Below are 22,579 nucleotides of genomic sequence, written 5' to 3'. Positions count from 1 at the left end.
GTTGACAATATCAACATAAACAATTTTCAGAAAAATTAAAACAAAAAGGAATAACTCAGTCCATGTCTCGAAAAGGAAATTGTTTAGATAATAGCATCATTGAATCATTTTTTGGACATTAAAAAGAGAATGTTTTTATGGTCGCGAAAAAGAATTTTTAACTTTTAAACAATTTCACAAAGCAATTGCAAATTATATTTATTATTACAATTACAAACAAATTAAAGATAAAATAAAATGAATGTCTCCCATTAAATTTAGGGAAACATTCATTTCAAATTATAATTAATTAAAACACTCAAAAATTTTTTCAAGAAAAGGGTATCACCTCACTTCAAACTTCTGTTTTTTTATTTTTATTTGTATTATTTTAATTCGTCTTTTAGCATCTCTTTTGCTTTGCTTAGTTCAACTGAGAAAATGGAAGTAACTCCACGTTTTTGCATAGTAACTCCAAGTAACTGATCTACTCTTGACATTGTTCCTGAACGGTGAGTAATAATTAAGAATTGAGTATTTTCTTTTAGTAATTTTAAAAATTCTACATAACGAATAACATTAGATTCATCAAGTGCAGCTTCAACTTCGTCTAAAATACACAATGGAATTGGTCTTGCTTTTAAAATAGCAAAAAGAAGTGAAATTGCAATAATAGCTTTTTCTCCACCTGAAAAAAGTCGTAAGTTTTTAATTGTTTTACCAGGTGGTTGTGCAGATATTTCAACACCAGAATTTAAAATATCATTTTTGTCTGTGAAGTGAATTTCTGCTTTTCCACCACCAAACATTTTTTGAAATACCATATTAAATTCATTATTTACTAAGTTAACAATTTCTGTTGTTTTATTGATAATAATTTTATCTAAATCAGAAATTGCTTCTTCAATTTTGGATTTAGCAGTGGTTAGTTCTTCGATGTATTGTTTTTTCTCTTGGTAACGTTGATTTACTTCTTCAAATTCAGTAATTGCTTCTAAATTAACGTTTCCTAATTCTTTTAACTCTTTTTTAAGGCTATCAACAAAATGTCTTGCTTGTTCAATGTCTAAATCTAAAGAATATTGTTCACTAGCAGCTTCTAAAGTTAATTTGTAGTGCTCAGAAAGTCTTTTTTGATTTTGCTCTACCAAGAATTTTGCTCTGTTTTGTTCAGTGATACTATCTGAGTGTTGAGTGTTTAATTTTCTTAGTTTGGCATCTAATTCTTGTTTCTTGGTTTCTCCTTTTCCTTGCTCACTAATTAAATTTGTTAGTCGATCTTTTTTAGAATTTAATTCAATTGTTAGAGTAGAAATTTGTTTTTCTATGTTCAATTTTTCAGAATCAAAACTTAAATTTAAACTCTCTTGGTCTTCTTGTTGTTCTTTGAAAATTTCGCTTGCGTTTAGTTTTAAGTTATTTAATTCTTCGTTTAAGATATTAAGTTTTGAATTTATTGAATTAGCTTCAATTTTTACTTGTTGGATTGTTGAATTGACTGTTTCAATTTCGTTATATATTGTTTGCTGTTTAATTTTTAAATCATGAATTTGATCTTCAGCAAATTTAAGTGTATTTGTGTGTTCTTTTATTTTGATATCGTAATTTAAAATAGAAGTTCTTTCTAGTTTTGAACCTCCAGTAATGGTTCCGCCTGGTCTGAATAAATCACCTTCTAAAGAAACTATAGTGTATTTATGATCTAATATTTTAGCTATTCTATTTGCATTGTCTACATTATCAACCACTAAGATGTTTCCAAGTAAAAATCCAAAGAGTTTGTTAAATTGAGTATCAAATTCAATTAGTTCTTTTGCAACACCTAAAAATCCTTTTTGTCCTTTTAAAACAAGTAAATGATCTTCTCTTACTTCTCTTTCTTTAATAGATGTTAAAGGAATAAAAGTTGCTTTACCTGAAAGATTTTTCTTTAAAAAGTCAATAGCTTGAAGTACATCTTCAGATGTTTTCATTACTATTTGATTTAAAGCAGCACCTAAAACAGTTTCAATTGCTAAACTAAATTCGGATTCTACTTTAAATAATTCAGAAGCTAATCCAATGTAACCATCAAATAAAAATGAGTTATCTTTAATAGTTTTAATTCCTTTAGAAAGAAAACTTTTATTTTCAAATTGTTGTTTTAATATATTAATATTTGCTGCAGCAGCTGATTTTTTTTCAAGTAATACACCAATTTCTTTATTAATATCATTTTCTTGCAATTTTAAAGAATTAGCTTTTGCATTTAGTCTTGTAAGTTGTTGGTCTAGTTCAATTTCTCTTTGTTTTGAAGCATTTATTTGTATTTTGAGTGATTCAACTTGTTTTTTAATTTCTTCAATTTTTGTTTTTTGATCAACTACAATTTCACCACTGATAATTAATTTTCTACGTTCTTCAATTCTAGCTTCTTGAAGGTTGATTTCGGAAAGTGCGTTTTTTAAATTGTCTAATTTTGAAGTAATTTCTTGGATTGAAGATTCAACTTCTGTTTTAAAATGAACAGTTTGTGAAATACTGGATTCATAAGTTTGAATGTTGAGTTCAAGATCATTTCTTTGTTGTTCTACTTCTAATAGTGAAGTATTTAAATTATTTAATTTTTCATTGAAAAAGTTTAGATCATTAACAATTAAACCTACTTCAACTGATTCAAGAGCTTTACTTTTTTCTAAATAAATTTTTGCTTTAGAAGCTTGTTTATCAAGCGAGTTTACTTGACGTTCTAACTCTTTGATTGCACCTTGTAATTTATCAATTGCATCATTTGTTCTAATAAGTTTCTTTTGTGCTTCTTCTTTGTCTAATTTGTATTTTGAAGTTCCAGCAGCTTCTTCAATAACTGCTTTTCTTTGTTCAGGCGTTGCTTCTGCAATTTCAGATATAGTACCTTGGGAAATAATTGCAAGTGAAGATTTAGAAATTCCAGATTCAACAGCTAAATTTTTAATATCTTTATATCTAACAGGTTGATCATTGTAAAAATATTCATTAGTTCCTTGACCTCTTTTAAGTAAACGAGAAATAGTAAAAATTTGTTCTGTTTCTTCAATTGCATCTTCATTTTTGAAGGTTAATTTTACCATTGCTTTTTCTTGAGGTTTGACAGTTTTGGAACCTGCAAAGATAACATCATCCATATTTAGTCCACGAAGTTGTTTTGCTGATTGTTCACCTAATACTCATCTAATTGCGTCATTAATATTAGATTTTCCTGAACCATTTGGTCCAACTATTCCTACAACAGAACCATCGAAATTTATGCTGATCGGATCGGCGAACGATTTAAAACCTTCGATTTCAATTTTAATAAGCTTTAACATATTTGTCCTTGTTTTTTTGTAGAGTTTTAACTAGAATTTTAAAGTAAAAAAATTATTAAAAAAGAATTCTAATTATTTTTCTAAATCAAATTCTTTTTTAAGTTTTTTCAAAGATTTTTTAGCTGCTTCTAACTCAGCTTCTTTGATACTGTTTCCTTTACCATGTCCATAAATTTTGTTGTCTCAAATCAATTCACTTTCAAAAAATTTATCTGTTTTTTTAGTAATGTACTTGATAGAACTTTTTGAAAATGATTGAATAATTTCTTGAAATTCTGATTTTGGATCTTTAATTACTTTTTTAGATTGTTTTTTAACTAATGAATGTAAAATTTTTTTAACAAAGTCTTCAAAAGTTTTTTTGTCTTGATCTAAATAAATCGCTGCGGTTAAAGATTCTAAAATATCTGCTTTAATTTTTGTGTTATTTAGAATTTCTTCAGAACCTTTTGCTACTTTTAAATATTTGCTCAATTGCAATTTGTCAGATATTTTAGCAAAGGAAACAGAACTTACTATTTGTGATCTCAGAATTGTTGCATTTCCTTCATTTTTTGCATCAATGTTTTTAAAAATATACAAAGATGTTTGCAAATTTAAAAGTGAATCACCTAAAAATTCAAGCATTTCATAATGTGGTTTATTAGGTCGTACATGATGATAAGATTTATGTGTAAATGCTTGTTCATAAAGACTAAGATTATTTGCAACTATGTTTAAATTTAATAATAATTCTTTAATACTTGACATAATTTTACTCTTTTAATGTTTCTTTTAGTTTGCTAAAAATTTGTGATTCAAGAGCTAATTTTATTTGATTAAGAGCACCTTCAAAAGCTTTTTCATCTGAAGAACTATGAACTTTTAAAACAATACCATTAAGACCTATTATTCAAGCTGCACCTACATTTCTGTAGTCAAATCTTTCTTTTATATTACTAAATGCTGGTTTTAACATTAAAGCTGCAAATTGTCTTGTTGCTGTTTTTTTAAGTTCTGATTTTAATAATTTAACAAAACTTAAAACTGTGCCCTCCATAGTTTTTAAAACTAAATTTCCAGCATAACCATCACTTAAAACAATGTCAATATTTCCTTCTAAAATGCTTTTTGTTTCTACAAATCCTTTATAGTTTAGTGTTTTATCTAATTTTAATAAAATATTTGCTTCTTTATGAAAGTCAAATCCTTTGTAATCTTCAGTTCCTATATTTATTAAACCAATAATAGGATTTTTAATTTTAAAAAGGTTTTGATAGAAGATTTTAGCAATTTGTGCTCATTGATGTAAATATTCAGGTTTTACTTCGATATTTGCTCCAACATCAAGCATTAAAAAGTATTTTTCTTTTTCGATTGTGGGAATCATAGGCATAAATGCAGGACGTTTTATTCCTGTAAGTCTTTTTAACATTAACATTGAACTAGCTAACAATAAAGAAGATTCTCCAGCAGATAAAACAGCATCTACTTGTTGTTCAGCTAGCATTTTTAAAGCAGTATTCATTGAATTTTCTTCTTTTACTACATCTTTTGATAGAGCATCTTTTTTAATTGCTATTCCGATTTCATTTAAAACAAGGAGATTTTCTGGTTTATTCGCTGGCATAAATTTTTGAATTTGATGTGCATTTCCAATTAATCAAACTTTGAATTTTGGATTTTCTTTAGCAAATTTGTGTGCTGCTATTGTTGCAAATTCTAAAGATCCTTCATTATTTTGTGCATCAAAAGCTATGTTGTATTTCATTAAACTACTCCTATTAAAAAGTTAAATATTTTTTGCTGTCCATTTTTGACAACAATTTCTAAATCATAATTTTGTTCTAAATATTCTTGAATTTCTAAAGCCTCAGCTTCAGTTGCTAAATCACCGTAATAAATGTAAATCATTTCAGAATCTTGAGTAATTAAGGATTCAATTGTATCGATTACAACATCATATGCTGTTGCTTTAGCTTTTAATAATTTGTTGTTTTCCATAGCAACAAACTGATCTTTTTTAACTTTAACATTATTAATTTTTGCATCTTTACTTGCTTGAAAAATTTCTAAAACACGTAATGATTGAACAGCTTCTTCCATTAGTTCTTTGTTATCTTCTCATTTGGTATCTTTGTTAAAATTTAGCGAAGCTTCAAGACCTTGTACTTGATTTTTTGTAGGAATTACAATCACTTTTTTATCTGTTACTATCTTTGCAGCTTGTTGTGCAGCTAAAATAATGTTTGAATTATTAGGTAAAACAAAAACAGATTTTGCATTTACTGAATTAATTGCAGCTACTATATCTTGAGTTGAAGGATTGTCAGTTTGTCCACCTTCTATAATAAAATCTGTTCCATTTTGTTTCATAATTGAAATAATTCCTTGTCCATTGTTGCAAGAAACTAGAGCGGATAATGAAGGATTTGAATTTTCTAAAGCTGTATTGTTGTTGGTTGTGGAAGTAGAATTTTGATTTGATTGCAAAGTCATATTTTCGGATTTTATTTTGACAAATTCACCATATTTTTGAAGATAATTTAAGATTAATCCAGGTTTTAGTGTGTGCCCATGAATTTTTAAAAAACCTTCTTGTTCAACAATAACTATTGATTTTACATTTTTTTCTAAGTCGTGAATGATTTTATTTTTGTTAAATTTAGTAGGATTTTTTAAATCCACAATGCATTCAGTACAATATCCAAATTCTTCTTCATCATTGTGTTCTAAATCAAAGATTAAATCTCTTTCTTTTTCTTCATTTTTTAGTCTTTGAATTGCTTTTCCATTGACAAAAGAATTAAATCCTTCAAATATTAATAAAATTCCTTCAGATCCTGAATCAGTTACACCAGATTCTTTTAAAATCTTTAATAAATTAGGACTATTATCTGTTGTTTTTCTTCCTTGTTCAACTACAATTCGAAAAAATTCTTGAATAGTATTAGTTTCAACTATTGTCGATTTTAAAGTTTGTGATACTTCACGGATGAAGGTTAAAATAGTTCCTTCAACAGGTTTTAAAACAGATTGATAAGCTTTATTTTGTGCATTTTCAAAAGCTTTTACTAAATCTAAAACATTGGCTTCTTTTTTGTTTTCTAAAATTTCTCCAAGACCTCTAAAAATTTGTGAAAGAATAACTCCAGAATTTCCTCTAGCACCAAATAACATAGCTTTTGAAGTTGCTTTTATAATATCGGATAATGTATTGGAATTTAGGTTTTTAACTGCTTCATAAGCTGAATTAATAGTTGCCAACATATTAGAACCTGTATCACCATCAGGAACAGGAAAAACGTTTAAAGAATTAATTTTTTCTACATTATTTGCGAGATTATTCACACCCGACTCAAGTGCTCATTTAAACATTTGAGCGTTTAAAATCTTGTCATTCATTACATTACACCTCTAATTTGTATATTTAGATTTTGTAAATCTTCATTGTGTCTTTTTAAAAAGAATTTAATCTGAGTTCTTAATCCTTCAATTAGTATTTTAATATTAACTCCTACGCTAACAAAAATTGAAAAGGAAATGTCGTTTTTTTTATTTTTTTGTTCTATTTTGATAATAGATTCTGAATAAAGTGTTGATTTATTTATTTTGGAAAAAGTGGGATCTTCAATAATGCCAAAAGCTACAATTCCTGGTGTTTGAGATATTAATTCAAAAAGTTCCTGTTTTAGTTTTTCTTCCATAAAAATCCTTTATTTTGCTTGCTTTAGTAATTAATTTTTAAAATCATCTATCACTAAACTAAAAACATTTGTTATATGTGGTGCACTTGAATGATAATGTCCAAAACTAGCTTGGATTTGAACTTGTTTTTTAATATCATCAAAGTTGATAACCCAATGTTGGTAAGTTTGCAGTCCAGTTTTTTCAAGAGATTGCAATGTTTTTCAAGGTTCTTCAACGTCATTTCTTTTTATAACTTGTATAATGTGTTCTCGTTCTATTAAATTGTCAACAATAGTCCTTTGAATTGCTTCATTATTTGCTATTTTTAACAACTGATCACCACTTAATTTTTGATCAGGATTTGCTAATGTTATTTTAAATCTTTCATTATGATCAACAATGTATTGCAGATCATCAAAAAATATTTTTTTAAATTCATTGTATGTTTTTGTTTTGTTGATAGCAAATCGAAATTGCCTTGAATTATCTTTTGCTTGTGTTGGTTTGTTAGGATCGAAATTGTCATATTGAGTGTTGTTAGGATTAGTTGAGGAATCTTGGCTTGATATTTGTGTATCCTTACAAGAAATAAAAAAAGCAATTGGTGTTGCTGCTAAAAAAAATAATAAAAAAAGCTTATTGAGTTTTCTTTTCATAGATATTTTTCTACATAATTTATATTTTTAAATTTAAAATGTAATATGAATTTTACCACATTAAGTGCTTATAAATTTAACTTTTCAAATAGTAATTTTATATTTTATTATATAATTATAAAAAATTTACCCATATGCAAAAGGTTGTGGAGTGCAGCCTTTTCTTATTTTATTAAGAACAATAATTCAATTATAAGGAGCGAATTGACTTTAGAAACTGCAATAATTCAAACATTTGAAAATGTTATTTCAGCTAAATTTGAAGTAGAAAATAACATCAAATTTTTACGAGTTCAAACAAATTTAAGAGATTTGAAACAAATTGAGGAACTAACACGCAAAATTTCAAATTTTATTGATAATTTTAGCTCAGATAACAATCAATTTTATTTAGATGTACTCTCACAAGGAACAGATACAAAACTTGATTTTGCAAAATTAGAAAATCATATTAATGAACACATTCAAGTTTGATTGAATAAAGATGAATTTGTTTTAGGCTATCTTTTAGACAAACAAGAGAATATAATTACTCTTGAAATTAATGTAAAAGGGAGAAAAAAGAAGCAAAATTTTAATTTAGAACAGATTTTACAAATTAATTCGTATATAAAAATTCAAAAGAATAAATAAGGAAAAAAATGAACAAAAAAAGAAAAACAAAAGATGAAACATTAACAATTAAAAAATTTAATTTTCAAGAAATACTTCAAGATATTTCTGAGTTTAGAAAAATTGATTTAAACAACATAAAAGACATATTACAAGATTCAATTTCTAGACAAATTGTTTCTAAATTAGATTCTGAAGCTGAAATTGAATTAGTAATAGATGAACAAAATCCACAAGAATTTATTGTTATAAATAAAAACGGAACAGTTGTCACCGATCAAGAATTTTCAGATATGTTAACAGTCGCTCCTGAATTTACTCACACAGATATGTCTGATAAACAAACATCATTTCAATCTGAAAAAATTACTTTTATTCCTTTATCTACTGCCAAAGAAATTAATCCAAATGCTAAAGTGGATGACACTTTTGATATTCCAATTGATATTTCAGAATTCGACAAACATATTTTTGTTCCTATTATTCAAACTTTTAAACAAAAAATTCATGAATTCACAAGAAAACTAATTTATCAAAAATATTTTCCTTTAAAAAATTCAATAATTAAAGCTACATTAATCAAAAAATCACAAAATGGTTTTAATTATTTACTCGAAGGTGAAATTCCAGCTTATATGCCAAAACCTAATATTTCAAATTTCAATATTGCATTAAATACTGAAGAAGAAGTTTTTATAGAAGATGTTCTTGATAATCAAAAAGATTCACAAATTATTCTTTCTTCAAAGGAAGGAATGATTTTAAAAGAAAAATTAAAAAGAGAAATCCCAGAAGTTGAAGCAGGAATTTTAGAAATTGTAAATGTTGCAAGAGAAGCAGGTCTTAGATCAAAAGTTTCAGTTAAAAAAGTTCACGAAGATGAAAACTCTCAAGGAGTTGATGAAGTTGGATCTCTAATAGGTAAAAATGGAAGTAGAATTGCTACAATAAATAAAGAAATACTTGGAGAAAAAATTGATATAGTTAGATATGATCCAAATATTACAAAATACATAATCAATGCTTTATCACCAGCAAGAGTTGTTTATATTGAAGAAGTTAAAAAATCTAAAGGTCAGAAATTCTTAGTAGTTGTTCCTACTTCACATCAAGCCAAAGCTATAGGAAAAAATGCAATTAATGTTAGATTAGCCAATGAACTAACTCGTACAAAAATTGATATCAAATCTTACAAAGACTATATAAGTGAAGGTAAAACAATTACTCACTGAAATGCAAATATAGAAAATCAACATGAGTTAGAACAAATTGAAAAAGCAAGTTCAGTTCCACATAAAACAACCGAACATAAAAATCATCGTTATACAAGAAAATCTTTTTCAAATACAAATATAATGGCTGAGTTCGAAAAAGATATTGAAAAATACATTGAAGATTTACAAAATGAAAGACTTCTTTATGAAGACGAAGAAGAATTTGTAGAAAATATTTCTACTAAAGAAACTGCTTTAGAAAAACAAGCAAAACCTGAAATTAAAAAGTCAGTTGATCTAACAAAAGAAGAGATTAAACAAATTAAAAAAGAAGCAAAATTTTTCAAAAAAGACAATGATTTGCTTTCTTATAGTGGTATAAAAGATTTAGACCTAGATGATTTAACTTGGGATGAAGACGAAGAGGAATAATTTTGAAAATTTACAAAAGAAGATGTATCATCGCTAGAGAACAATTTCCAGTTAATGAATTAATTCGTTTTGTAATGACTCAAAACAAGGAAATCAAAATAGATTTTTTAAATACTAAAACAAGGATACCTGGACGAGGAGCTTATGTAGAAAACAAAGAAGAAAAAATTCGTCAAGTTTTAGAAAAAAAACTTTTAAACAGAGCTTTTAAAACTAATATTAATAAAGAAGTTTATCAAAAACTAAGTGCACAAATGGAGTTAGAATGGCAAAAAAAGAAAAAAGAAAATCAAATATAAATGAAATTAAATCACAACTTAATAATGTAAAAGTTGAAGTACAATCAGGAGTTTTTACTTTTACAGGGGCAATGTTAATTTCAGAATTTGCACAAAAAATTAACAAACCAGCAACTGAAATCATCACTTACTTTTTCAAACAAGGAAAAATGTATAATTTAAACCACATCATCAACGAAGAACAAATTGCAGAAGTTTGTCTTGAATATGGTTTAGATTTTCAAAAAGAAAAAGAAATAAATGCATCTAATTTTATGGATGAAGTTTCAATAGTTGATAATGAACAAGAATTACAGTCTCGTCCGCCAATTATTACAATTATGGGTCACGTAGATCATGGGAAGACAACACTTTTAGACTATATTAGAAAGTCAAATGTTGCTAGTTCAGAATTTGGTGGAATCACTCAACACACAGGAGCTTATCAAGTTAAATATAACAAGAAATTAATTAACTTTATTGATACGCCAGGGCACGAAGCTTTTACACAAATGAGAGCAAGAGGAGCTAAAGTAACAGATATTGTTATTTTAGTAGTTGCAGCAGATGATGGAGTTATGCCTCAAACAAAAGAAGCTGTTCACCATGCTCAAGCAGCTGATGTTCCAATTATTGTTTTTGTTAACAAAATGGACAAACCAAATAAAGATGTTGATAGAATTAAAAATGAGTTAGTTAATTTAAATATTATCCCTGAAGAATGAGGCGGCAAAAACATATTTGTTTATGGTTCAGGAAAAACAGGATTAGGAATTAATAATCTTTTTGAAGCTATCTTATTGCAATCTGAGATTCTTGATTTAAAAGCAAATAAAAACAGATTTCCAATAGGAACAGTAATTGAAGCCAAACTTCATTATGGAAAAGGAACAGTAGCAACTTTAATTGTGCAAAATGGAACTTTAAAGCTCAGAGATTTTATTGTTGCAGGTTCACAATATGGAAAAATTAGAACTTTAGAAGATACAAATGGACACGCAATCGAACAAGCATTACCAGGAACACCCGTTATTATTACTGGTTTAAATTATGTGCCTCAAGCTGGAGATAAATTCTTTGGCTTTCCTGAAGAAAAATTTGCAAAACAATTAGCTGAAGAAAGAAAATTCATGCAAAAACAAAGCAAATTAATTCAAAAAAATAGTATTTCTAAAAACGAAAATAAAGATAAAATTATAAACTTAATTATTAAAGCAGATGTTCAAGGAATTGCAGAAGCTATTCAAACTGTTGTAGAAAAAATGTCAAATAAAGAAATTCATATTAATGTTCTACACTCAGCTGTTGGTCTTATAAGTAAATCAGATATTTTATTAGCACAAACTTCTAATGCAAAGATTTTTGCTTTCAATATCCAAGTGCCAAATCAAATAAAACAAGAAGCTAAACAAGCAGGAATTCAAATTAGTGAACATACAATTATTTACAAAATTATTGAAGAATTAAAAGCTCAAATTAAAGGTCTAAGAACTATTGAATATGAAGAAGTAGAAACTGGAACAGCAGAAATTATTAAGATTTTTTGATATTCAAAAGTTGGAAACATTGCGGGATGTTCAATGAAAACAGGTAAAATGCTAGCTCATTCTAAAGTTGCACTTTATCGTAATAATAAATTAATTCACAAAGGTAAAATAGAGTCTTTACAAAGAGATAAAAATGATGTTAAAGAAGTTGTTGCTGGAAATGAATTTGGAACTCATATAATTAAATTTAATGACATTCAGCTGGGTGATATTATCAAAGCATATCAAGATGTTGAAATTGTAGAGAAAGAATAAATTATGCCAAAAATTTCTATTCAAAAAAAAGAATCATATTATCATCAATTAATTGCTCAAATCATTAATGAAAATTTGAGTGAAAAATTTGAAGTTTCAGTTACAGCTGTTAAATTATCAAATGATGGATCTCATTTACGAGTTTACTTTTCTTTTTTAAAAAACGATAAAAAATCTTTAGAATATCTTGAAAATGCCAAAGGTTTCATTAAGCATAAATTAGCTCAGCAATCTACTACTTATAAAGTACCTGAGCTACATTTTGAGTTAGATACAGTAGCAAAAGAAGTTGAAAAAATTGATAAATTAATTAAAAAAATACATCAAAATGATAAAAAAGAAAATCAGTAGATTTAAATCATTTTTCCTTCTTTTTCCTTTATCTACTATTCCAATTCTTTCCTTTATTTCTTGTCAAACCCAAGAAAGTGTTCAAGACAAAGAAGAACAGCAATTTTACCAACAACATGATTTACTTTTAAAAGAAGCTAAAGAAAAAAATCAGTTTCAACCTTTAAAACCAGCAATTATTACTGTTAATAAATCAGATACATCAAATCCTGATTTTACTACTATGCTAGAAAGTGCTGTAAAAAGTACTTTTTCAGTTATTGATGATGCAGATAAAACTTCTGTGTATATTAAAACTTTTAATCTTAATGATACAAACAGTAACTCTGAATTTGAATCTAGAGATTTTTCTAAACTCTTTAATAATTTAATTGAAAAAGGATATAACCTTTTCTTTTTTAATTCAGATGTATTACTTGATAGATTTGTGCTATGAAATGTAGGTGATAATCGAGAAACATTAAAAGAAAAAAATATTAAAATTGTAAACTTTGATTCACCTCGAGCACTTCAAAAAATAGGTAACAATGATAGTCTAATTTCTTTAGATTTTATTCCTGAAGATATTAATTGAATTGCAGGTTATTTTGCAGCAAGTTATTTAGCTAAAGAATTTCCAGATCCAAATAGTGACAAAAGACAAATTTCAGTTTTTAATAATTATTTTAACACACATGAAATTAACAAAACTCTTGGATTTTTAGCTGGAATTAGTTATTGAAATACCCATAATCCAACACTAACATCTCGTGTTTGACAAACAAGAGACCAAGTGGTATTTTTAGATAAAAAAGATCAAGAAAATAAAGTAATATCAACAGAAGAACAAATAAAAAACTTCTTAAAAGAAGAAAAACACAAAGATTCTCAAATTCTTTTTGTGGCTACAGATTCTTTAGTTCCTTTAGTTTATAAATATGCAGATCTTAATAAACAAAAAATTATTGTAAATCACTATAAAAATAAAGAATTTAATCCAAAAAATCAAAAAAATCTTTTAACAATTAATGAAGATTTAAAAAATGTAATTTATAGAATAATCTATGATTTATATACTAAAAAAAGCGGAACAAATGATAGATTAATTTTGGATACTGATAAAAATGTAACTGTTTTTGTTTCTTATAAAAATAAATTTTATTCTTTTGTTGAAAATTTAAATTCAAGTGATAAAGCTTTGTTTGACTCAGCAATTGAAAAATATAATGAACTTACAAATGGTTTTCCATTCGCTGCTACTAGAGCTATTTTAGATACAAGACAAACAGCAACTGAAGACCTTCCTAGATCATTAAAAAGATTAATTACTACTATAAATGAAGCAAAACCTGCACCAAATCAAAATTAATTTTTATTACTTTTTCTTCTTTTATTTTTAAATTTATTAAGGTTTTAACTTATTCTTATAAAATTAATGTAATATGCAAAAATTAATAAATCTACATACAAATACAGAATATAGTTTTTTACAATCAACAATAAAAATTTCATCTTTGATTGAATATGCAAAGCAACACCAACTCAAACATTTAGTAATTACAGATAGAGATAATATGTTTGGAGTTGCAAAGTTTTACAATGAATGCAAAGCAAATAATATTAATCCAATTATTGGTTTGGATTTAGAAATTAAAAGCTTTCGATTTATTTTAATAGCTAAAAATTATCAAGGTTTTCTTCATTTGTCCTTATTAAGTTCTAAAAAAATGTCTTTTAAAGAGATTGAAATAGAAGAACTTGATAATGAAAATATTATTGTTATTGATCATCCAAAATTAGGTTTATATAGTAAAACAAAGAAAATGCTTGAATTTAGCAACTATTTTGTTCATTCTAATGATTCAAAAATAGCTAATTCTGTTTATGTTCAAACTAGAAATGTATTGTATGCGTCAGAAGAAAAATACTTGAAAATCCTTCATAAAATAGCAGATTCTTCTGAAAAAGATGAAGCTGTAGATTTTATTGATTTTGAAATGTGATATGAACAAGTAGATGAGCAAATTATTCAAAGAACAAATTTTTTAGTTGAAAACATTTTAATCGAGTTTCCAGAAGCTAATATGATACTGCCGGATTTTAAAAATGAAGCAAATTTAAATCCCGATGAATTTTTACAACAGCTTCTAGAAAAGCAAGTGGCTAAGAAAAAGGCAGAATTTAAAAATTTTCCTAACTTTAAAGAAAGATTAGTTTATGAATTTAACATCATTAAATCTTTAAAGTTTTCAAATTACTTTTTAATTATTTGAGATTTTCTTAGATGAGCTAGAAAAAATAATATCTTAATTGGCCCAGGAAGAGGATCTTCTTCTGGTTCATTAATTTCATATTTGCTTAATATAACACAAGTTAATCCACTTAAATTTGACTTGATTTTTGAACGTTTTTTAAATCCAAAAAGAATTTCAATGCCAGATATTGACATTGATATTCAAGATAATCGAAGAGACGAATTGATTCAATATATTCAACAAAAATATGGCTATGAAAACACAGCTTTAATTATAACTTTCTCTACTTTTGGTGCCAAAATGGCATTCGCTGATGTAGCTAAAAAATTAAAAAATGTGTCACCAACAGATGTTTTAGCAATTACTAAACACATTCCATTTGGTCTTAGTTTAGAACAAGCTTACAAAACAAATGCAAATTTTAGAGCTTATGTAGAAAAACAAGACAATAATGGAAATTTTTTATACAAAGAAATTTTTGAAATTGCTAAGTTTTTAGAAGGAATGCCACGTCAATCAGGAACTCATGCAGCTGGAATTGTAATTGCGGATAAGCCTTTATACAATTATGTTCCTACTTTAATTTCTAAAGATAAATATAATCAAACTCAATTTAGTGCTGAATTTTTAGAACAATTTTCTTTATTAAAAATTGATCTTTTAGGTTTGAAAAATTTAACAGTTGTCAAGGGAATAATTAATTCCATTAACCAGCACTCAAACCTAAATTTTAATTTTAATTCAATTCCAATTTTTGACAAAGGTACAAATGAATTGCTAACAAGAGGAAAAACAGTTGGTATTTTTCAACTTGAATCTCCAGGGATGGCTAACACTTTAAGAAAAGTTGGAATTAGTAGTATTGACGATGTTGTTGCTGTAATTTCTCTTTTTAGACCCGGACCTATTAAAAACATTCCTTTATATGCACAAAGAAAGAAAAATGAAGCAGATTATGAAATAATTTCACAAGAATATAACGATATTTTAAAATCTACTTACGGAATAATTATTTATCAAGAACAAATTATGCAAATTTGTCAAACTATAGCTGGTTTTGATTTTGCAACTTCGGATTTAATTCGTAGAGCAATTTCAAAAAAAGAAGCAAAAAAACTATATAAAGCAAAGCAATTATTTATTCAAGGTGGTTTAAATAAAGGTTATTCAGCTGTTGTTTTAGAAAAAATATTCCAACAAATAGAGTATTTTGCAGAGTACGGTTTTAATAAATCACATGCTGTTGCTTATGCTACTTTAGCTTATAAAATGGCTTATTTAAAACAAAATTATCCTTTAGAATTTTATTCTTTTTTAATAACAAATGAAGAAGGTTCTCAAACCAATATAGCTAAATTTATTAAAGAGGCACAACCAGCTATTAAATTTAAAAAACCAAATATTAATATTTCAACAACATCTGTAGTTTATGAAAGAAAAACATCAACAATTTATTTACCACTGATTTTAATTAAAGGTTTAGGAAGTGTTGCTTGTCAAAAAATTCTTGAAGAAAGAAACAAAAATGGGCTATATAAAGATTTTCTTGATTTTGTAATTAGGATGAAAATAATTAATATTTCCAATACAATAATTACACTTTTAATTAATTCAGGAACATTAAGTGAATTTGGAAATATCCCAACGTTATTAGAAAATTTAGTAACCGCTGAATCTTATAAAATTTGTATTTTAGAAGATGAAAATAAAAATCTTTATTGTGATTACTCTTTAATTCCTGGCAAATTTGAGCTTGAAATAAAAGAGGATAATTTAGAACTTACTATAGAAAATGAAGAAAAACTATTGGGAATGAGCTTTAGTTCATTTGATCAAAATATAGATTTAAAAAATCCAGTATTATTATCAGAATTAAGTTTAAATGTTGAATATCGTATGGTGCTTTATGTTAAAAAAGTTGCTAACCTAACAGCAAAAACAGGTGCTTGAATGAAAAAAATTACATTAACTGATTTTCAATCACCAGATCAAGATATTTGACTTTTTGGAAGTAAAGTAACTTTTTTTGAAGCTGTTAAAGAAAAACAATATTATGAGTTTTTAATTATAAAAATTAAAGATAAATTAATATTACAAAATCATTTAAAGGAAATGAGATATGACTAATAGAGTTTTGCTAGTAGATGGTAATTTGTTGCTTTTTAAATCTTTTTACGCTAGTTTTAATTTCAAAGGAAGTAATATGCACAATAGCGCTGGTCAAGAAACTAATGCAATTCACACTTTCTTTTTATCCCTTTTTAAAGTTATTAAAGAACTAAAACCAACACATATTTATATAGCTTTTGATAAAAGCTCACAAACAGAGCGTCACAATTTATTCGCTGAATACAAACAAGGAAGAAAACAAGCTCCAGATTCACTTTTTTCACAATTAAATTTAGTTAAAGAGTTATTGAGTTTAGCAAATTTAAAATGATCAGATGATTTTGAATTTGAAGCTGATGATCTAATTGCTTCAATGAATTATACTTTTTTAAAACAAGATCAAAATTCAAAAATTTTTGTTTTTTCGTCTGATCAAGACTTACTTCAATTAGTTTCTAATCAAACTTATATTGTAGATAAAAATAAAGATAATTCTTTTTTAATTAAAACAGCTGATAATTTTTTTGAATTACATAATTTATTACCTAAACAAATTCCTGATTTTAAAGCATTATCAGGTGATAGTTCTGATAATATCAAAGGTGTTCCAGGTATTGGTCCTAAAACTGCAAAATCTTTGATTTCGCAATTTGATAACATAGAAAACATTTTAGCTAATTTAGATCAATTACCTTCAAAAATGAAGCAAAAATTAATTGAAAATAAAGAAAACATTATTTTATTCAAAAAACTTACTACTCTAAAAACAAACGCAAAATTTGATTTTAATATTGCAGATATAGCACTTAAAATTTCTTTAAACTCTCAATTATTAGATTTGTTAAAACATTTAGAATTAAATAAAGTTATAGAACAATTTCACGTTATTGCTCAATTATAAAATAAATAAAAAACACGAATTTTTTCGTGTTTTTTATTTATTTATTTTTGTGATTTTCTATATAAAAAGTCTTTTATTGCCATAACAACACCTTCTTGATCAAAAGCACTAGTGTGATATTTTGCAAAGATTTTAACATATTTATTAGAATTTGCCATAGCATATGAATAACCCACTAAACTTAACATAGAAATATCGTTTTCACTATCTCCAACTGCCATTACATTTTCAATGTTTTCTTGAAAAATGTTTTTGCAAACATATTCAAGTGTATAACCTTTAGAAATTGGTTTAGTTGTGATTTCTATGTGTGTGTCTTTAGAAAAGGAAATAATAAATTCTTCATTTTTTTGTAATTCTAAAAATGCATTAGCTAAATCATTTCTATGACCATAAAGTTCCATTTTTAGTATATTATCATGTGTTTTATTAGTAAATTTTACTTCTGAATGATCCAAAAGAGCATAGTTAAATACAAAATAGTTATTCTCTATGAAATTGAAGCAAAAATACTCTTTATTATTTCAAAAATTTACTTGTAAATTATGTTTTTTAGCAATATCTAAAACATTTTGTTGATTTTGTTTGTTAAAGTAAGAAAGTATATATTCTTTATCATTAACTAAATCATTAAAAAGTGCGCCATTTGAAGAGATGATATATTTAACTTGTAATTGTTCAGCCAAGTTTTTAATTCTTGACATAAATGGATTTCCAGTTGTAATTATTATTTCAAAATTCATTTCAGATTTTTTGTTTATGAAAAAATTTTGTGTTTGCTTTGTAAATTCAAATTTAGGACCATAAATTGTTCCATCAACATCTGAAAAAATATAGTTTTTATTCATAGCTAAAATTATACATTATTTAAATCTTTTGGCTGACAAGTATTTTCTAAATAGTTTTAAAATCACAAAGATAGCAACTGGACTAATTATTATAGAAAGAGGTATGATTCAAACAAGATTATTTTGTTTATTATCTTGATTATTAATTTTAATTTGTTCTACATTAGATAAATTAGTTATTTTGTTAAAGACATAAAACTGTGTTTCTCCTTTAAGTTTTTTGCTGTCTGGTTTAGCTTCTAATTTGATATTTAGTACATTTTTAGCATCTTTTTCTTTTAATAATGTAGCTAAAAAGTCTTTTTCTTTTAAAGAAGAAACATAATAATCTTTATCAAGTTCTAAGTTGAAAGATTTTAATTTTGAACTAACTCATTTTCTAATTTCTTCAATAATTTTATCTTCTGAATTTTGTGTAATTGATAAATCATCAATTATTATTTTTGCAAAATCTAGTTTTGCTTTGTCATTGAAATTAATTAATTTTACTTTAAAAATCAACTCATTTTTAATATTTAACTGTTGTGAGTAAAGCACAAATTTTACAAATTCATTTTTAAAAGTTTTTAACATTTCAAGAGAAGTTTCAAGATGTTTAAAGTTTAAATCTGTTTCTAAAACTAATTTAAAATCAATTAGTTGTGAGATTAAAGAATCTTTAATAATTGTTAAAAATTGATATTCTTTTGTTTGTTCATAATCAATAATTAAATCTTTTAATTGGATAGTTTTTAAATCTAATTCTTGATTTTGATAGTATTGATTTTCAACTTTATTTACCGCTTTAATAACTTTAAAATTGGATGCATTTTGAGCATCTTTTACTTTTAAATAGACTCAGTTGTTTAAAAAATTTTTGTCTTTTACAAGAACTTCTTCGATTTCATTGAGTTTTATTTCTTTATTTTCGATGAAATAATCTTTATCTAGTTCAAAATCAGTGTTAATTTGTTCTTGAATATTTTTTTCTAAAAATGAAAGTATTTCATCTTTTGAAAATAAACCATTAATATTTAATTGAGTTAAGTTAAAGTTGTCAAAAATGTTGTTTTTATTACTATCTTGATTTGAAACTTTTGTTTCTTCTTGAAAATGTAAGTCAACTTTTATCAATTTATTTTTGGGTTCAATGTAAAAGCCATTTTTAAATTCAGGTCTTAGGCTAAATACAAAAAGTAAGAATTTTGAATCATATTTTATATTTCAATTTGTTTTATCTTTGTTTTCAAAAAGAATAAATTTTTCTATGTCATTGTAGACGAATTTTTGAAAAGTTGTTTTTTGAGCTAAGTTTTTTATTGCTTTTATATCTACATGAGGAATAATTTCTTCTTTATTTTCTTTTGCTTCTGAATCCAAAGGAGAGTCTAAAGTAATAAATTCATTTTGAAAGTTTCCATCATTTACGTTCAATTCTTTTGAATTAGAAATTTGAATTTCATAAAGTCCAGGTATTTCAAAATCTTCAATAATTTTTATTTCTTGATTATCTGTATTTTTGTTATTGATAATAATATTGTTTAATAACTTTTTCTTCTCTTCTTGAGTTCAAGTAGAATCTTCAGTATTTAATATTTCATTGTTCGCAAATTCATTATGTTCTACATTATTCGAATTTGCGTCATTTGAATTATTTACACTAGAATTTGCAGAATTTTGTTGATCATTATTGGATTGACTAGCATTGCTGCTGCTTGTGTTGGAATTGGAAATGTTTCTTTTTGCTTGATTTTTCTTTTGGATTTGTTTAATAGTGTTAGCTACTTCTTCAGTATTTATTGAAAATATTTGTTTATTTTTATAAGTTGTTCTATCTTGATTATTTCAAATAAAATCATTAATATAATCTTTTCATTTTAAAATTACTTGATCATAACTAAGTTGTTTAATCTGATCTAAATTGTAATTTTCTTTTTCGCCTAGATATGCAGCTAAATGTTGTCCGTGTGTAGATTCTCAAAAATTGTAAATTTTAGTATTTGGAAATATTTCTGAAAATAATTGGTTGTTTTTATTTTTTCCAACTCAAATGATTTTAAATAAATTCATTGATCTAGGATTTTTATATGAAAAGAGTCAAATTCCTTCGCTTGAGAAGTAATTTTCTTCAATTTGACTTATTTTAAAGTTATGACCTCTTCTTGATAAAGGAAAAATTAAAGGATCATAATCAAAGTCAAAATTATCTATATCATTTCTAACTTTAAATCTTCTAAATAAAGAATTAGAAGAAAAAGATTTGAAATTAGCTCCTTTTTCAATAACACTAGCTTGAGCTATAATTCCAAGATCAAAAAGATCAATATCTTTTATTAAATTACCTTCTGCTGATTGAGGATCTTGTAAAAATTGTGTTCCATTAGGAAGTGAATTTGCTGAAAAATCAATTCAAACAAGTTCGTTTTTTGTTCCTGTTGCTGGATCAATTAATTTATCATAATCAGGATTTTTCATCTTTTGACCTATTTCATCAAAAATGAATTCACTTTTGTCATTTTTTAAATATTCTTCGATTTTAGAACGTTGTTGAGGATTGGAGTCAGGTTGTCAACCAAACCATTTTATTTCCATTTTGGGTTGATTATTTTTAATTTTAATAATCATTTCTCATTGTGCAATCATTTTTTTATTTTCAAAATTTGCATTTTCTTTATCAAATTTTACAACTTTAATTTTGTATATTTCAGCAGGATTGTCAAGGTTAATTAGTTTTAAATCAAATTCAAATTTTTGGTTTATAACATCAACTTTTTCTTCATTTATATACAAAATTTCATCTTCTTTTAATGTTGTGTTAAAAATCACTTTAACATTTGAATCATAAATTCAAGTTCCACCATATTCTCGAGAAATTGGACGATCATTTTCTTCTCTTACTGGAACATCATCAACTAATTTATTAGAAAAATTAGTTTTATCAATTGTTTTTCCTGGAACAATTTTGATTCTTTCTTGTAAATTTTTAGATTTAAAAAATTCTGTGCTTTTGTATCGAATATTTACATTTTTTATTACATATTTGTAAACATTTTGATTAAAATCAGGTTCTTGAAAACTAACAAATAAATCAAAGTAATCATCTTTTTTACGCACAGAGGAAAGTTCATATTTTAAGGCAAAATCAGTTTTAAGAGTTGGTTTTAAATTACTTCATCAATTACTTAATGCTTTTTCAAAATAATATTTATTTGATTTGTCTCTTGAAGATACAGTTAGATTGGAAATTCCGTTGATCTCACCTGTATCTGTGCTGATTTCTAAGTAATTATTTTTAAATGTTTTCTTAAAAGAGTCTTTAATTTTCTTTATTTGTGCAAGATTTTCTTGATGTTTTGTGATGTTTTTCTTTGCTGTGTATTCAAGATCAAATTTAGTTATAAATTTAAAATAAGTTAACTCATTTTTTTGATTATCTGGGAATCAATTTATTTTGTGTCTATAAGGTGGATTTTCTAGATAAAATTGAATATCTACATATAAATTTTTAATAGTAAAAGTATTAATTTTTTGTTTTTTAGCTTGAATTTCTCTATTGATTTGATTAATATAGTTTTGTGCAGAACGAAAAATATAGCGTTTTAAATAAATTCCATAACTTCCATCTGCAGAAAAAATAGTATTAGAAGGAGTTTGATCATTTCGGTTTACAAGAGCAAAATTAATGTCAACATTTCTAAATGCATCATTAACATCATCAACATTTACAGTATAAAAATAGAGTTCAGCAAAAGAACCATCATCAAGTTCTAGACCTTTTGGTTTATCATGAGAGCCAAAATATTCTCTTAAATTTCAAGTAAAAGTGTAATTTCCATAATATCTTTTTAAACCATGATTTATGTTAATTTTAGCTCCGTATAATCCAGAAACTATTTCTGTTACATCTCCTGAATGTCTTCATGTATGTCCTTTAATAACATAAGGATAATTTGCAGTTTTTCTAGATCATCAACTAGTATTATTTCGATATTTGATAGTCGGATAATATTCTGAATTTGGAATGTTAAAATTTAACTGCGATCTATAATCCCCTACAATTTCAGATGATTTGAATGTATTTACAAAACTTTGACTTTGTCTATACACAAAATCTGTTTGCAGACTTGGAATGTATTCTGTAGATGATTTGTTATCAATTATTTTAATATTTGCACTTAAAAAAAGTACA

General features: G+C 25.6%; 16 protein-coding genes and 1 pseudogene. 9 read left to right on the top strand and 8 right to left on the bottom strand.

Annotation, left to right across the window (positions count from 1 at the left end; genetic code table 4):
• Positions 1 to 289: pseudogene (locus F801_RS04255) on the top strand (IS3 family transposase); the annotation flags it as partial.
• A 76-nt stretch (positions 290 to 365) separates the two neighbouring features.
• Here F801_RS04255 and F801_RS0102655 read toward each other — a convergent pair.
• From F801_RS0102655 to F801_RS0102630, 6 genes are all read right to left on the bottom strand, one after another.
• Positions 366 to 3,305: a chromosome segregation protein SMC gene (locus F801_RS0102655; protein WP_014335652.1), complete on the bottom strand. Its 2,940-nt coding sequence runs from the start codon at positions 3,303 to 3,305 to the stop codon at positions 366 to 368.
• Between the two features lie 72 nt (positions 3,306 to 3,377).
• Positions 3,378 to 4,055, bottom strand: a complete 678-nt coding sequence (gene rnc / locus F801_RS0102650) for a ribonuclease III (protein WP_014335651.1) — start codon at positions 4,053 to 4,055, stop codon at positions 3,378 to 3,380.
• A gap of 4 nt (positions 4,056 to 4,059) precedes the next feature.
• On the bottom strand, positions 4,060 to 5,055 hold the full coding sequence (plsX, locus tag F801_RS0102645; RefSeq protein ID WP_020104610.1) for a phosphate acyltransferase PlsX: 996 nt from the start codon (positions 5,053 to 5,055) through the stop codon (positions 4,060 to 4,062).
• The gene (locus F801_RS0102640; protein ID WP_015084227.1) at positions 5,055 to 6,689 is read right to left on the bottom strand and encodes a DAK2 domain-containing protein; all 1,635 of its coding nucleotides are present in this window, start codon (positions 6,687 to 6,689) and stop codon (positions 5,055 to 5,057) included. The genes plsX and F801_RS0102640 overlap by 1 nt, the downstream gene beginning before the upstream one ends.
• On the bottom strand, positions 6,689 to 6,991 hold the full coding sequence (locus F801_RS0102635) for a hypothetical protein (RefSeq protein ID WP_013302314.1): 303 nt from the start codon (positions 6,989 to 6,991) through the stop codon (positions 6,689 to 6,691). The genes F801_RS0102640 and F801_RS0102635 overlap by 1 nt, the downstream gene beginning before the upstream one ends.
• 30 nt (positions 6,992 to 7,021) lie before the next feature.
• Complete coding sequence (locus F801_RS0102630; RefSeq protein ID WP_020104609.1) at positions 7,022 to 7,630, bottom strand: hypothetical protein; 609 nt, start codon at positions 7,628 to 7,630, stop codon at positions 7,022 to 7,024.
• A 204-nt stretch (positions 7,631 to 7,834) separates the two neighbouring features.
• Here F801_RS0102630 and F801_RS0102625 point away from each other — a divergent pair, with 204 nt between their 5' ends.
• The 8 genes from F801_RS0102625 (at position 7,835) to F801_RS0102590 (ending at position 17,563) form a co-directional block, all read left to right on the top strand.
• Positions 7,835 to 8,263 carry a ribosome assembly cofactor RimP gene (locus tag F801_RS0102625; RefSeq protein WP_014335648.1) on the top strand — a complete coding sequence of 143 codons (429 nt, stop codon included), beginning with the start codon at positions 7,835 to 7,837 and terminating at the stop codon, positions 8,261 to 8,263.
• 8 nt (positions 8,264 to 8,271) lie between these two features.
• Positions 8,272 to 9,888 (top strand): transcription termination/antitermination protein NusA, encoded by a 1,617-nt coding sequence (gene nusA, locus F801_RS0102620; RefSeq protein WP_020104608.1) that lies wholly within the window; start codon positions 8,272 to 8,274, stop codon positions 9,886 to 9,888.
• Positions 9,889 to 9,890: 2 nt separating this feature from the next.
• The gene (locus tag F801_RS0102615; protein WP_015084224.1) at positions 9,891 to 10,187 is read left to right on the top strand and encodes a YlxR family protein; all 297 of its coding nucleotides are present in this window, start codon (positions 9,891 to 9,893) and stop codon (positions 10,185 to 10,187) included.
• Complete coding sequence (gene infB / locus F801_RS0102610; RefSeq protein ID WP_013302309.1) at positions 10,154 to 11,968, top strand: translation initiation factor IF-2; 1,815 nt, start codon at positions 10,154 to 10,156, stop codon at positions 11,966 to 11,968. Before F801_RS0102615 ends, infB begins: the two co-directional genes overlap by 34 nt.
• Before the next feature lie 3 nt (positions 11,969 to 11,971).
• Complete coding sequence (gene rbfA / locus F801_RS0102605; protein WP_014582752.1) at positions 11,972 to 12,319, top strand: 30S ribosome-binding factor RbfA; 348 nt, start codon at positions 11,972 to 11,974, stop codon at positions 12,317 to 12,319.
• The gene (locus F801_RS0102600; RefSeq protein WP_015084222.1) at positions 12,297 to 13,667 is read left to right on the top strand and encodes a type 1 periplasmic-binding domain-containing protein; all 1,371 of its coding nucleotides are present in this window, start codon (positions 12,297 to 12,299) and stop codon (positions 13,665 to 13,667) included. The genes rbfA and F801_RS0102600 overlap by 23 nt, the downstream gene beginning before the upstream one ends.
• Positions 13,668 to 13,740: 73 nt before the next feature.
• Entirely contained in the window at positions 13,741 to 16,680 is a 2,940-nt protein-coding gene (locus F801_RS0102595) for a DNA polymerase III subunit alpha (RefSeq protein WP_020104607.1), read from the top strand.
• A complete protein-coding gene (locus tag F801_RS0102590; RefSeq protein WP_013302305.1) occupies positions 16,673 to 17,563 on the top strand; it encodes a 5'-3' exonuclease in 891 nt (296 codons plus the stop codon). Before F801_RS0102595 ends, F801_RS0102590 begins: the two co-directional genes overlap by 8 nt.
• Before the next feature lie 41 nt (positions 17,564 to 17,604).
• Here F801_RS0102590 and F801_RS0102585 read toward each other — a convergent pair whose 3' ends face one another.
• Positions 17,605 to 18,411: an HAD-IIB family hydrolase gene (locus F801_RS0102585; protein WP_014335642.1), complete on the bottom strand. Its 807-nt coding sequence runs from the start codon at positions 18,409 to 18,411 to the stop codon at positions 17,605 to 17,607.
• A gap of 15 nt (positions 18,412 to 18,426) precedes the next feature.
• On the bottom strand, positions 18,427 to 22,497 hold the full coding sequence (locus tag F801_RS0102580; protein WP_020104606.1) for an Mbov_0399 family ICE element protein: 4,071 nt from the start codon (positions 22,495 to 22,497) through the stop codon (positions 18,427 to 18,429).
• Positions 22,498 to 22,579: the final 82 nt, after the last annotated feature.

This window comes from Mesomycoplasma hyorhinis ATCC 17981 (genome assembly GCF_000383515.1).
Taxonomy (GTDB): Bacteria; Bacillota_I; Bacilli_A; order Mycoplasmatales; family Metamycoplasmataceae; genus Mesomycoplasma; species Mesomycoplasma hyorhinis.
The sequence above is the reverse complement of the archived record's forward strand: the minus strand, read 5'-3'. Positions and strand labels throughout refer to the sequence as shown.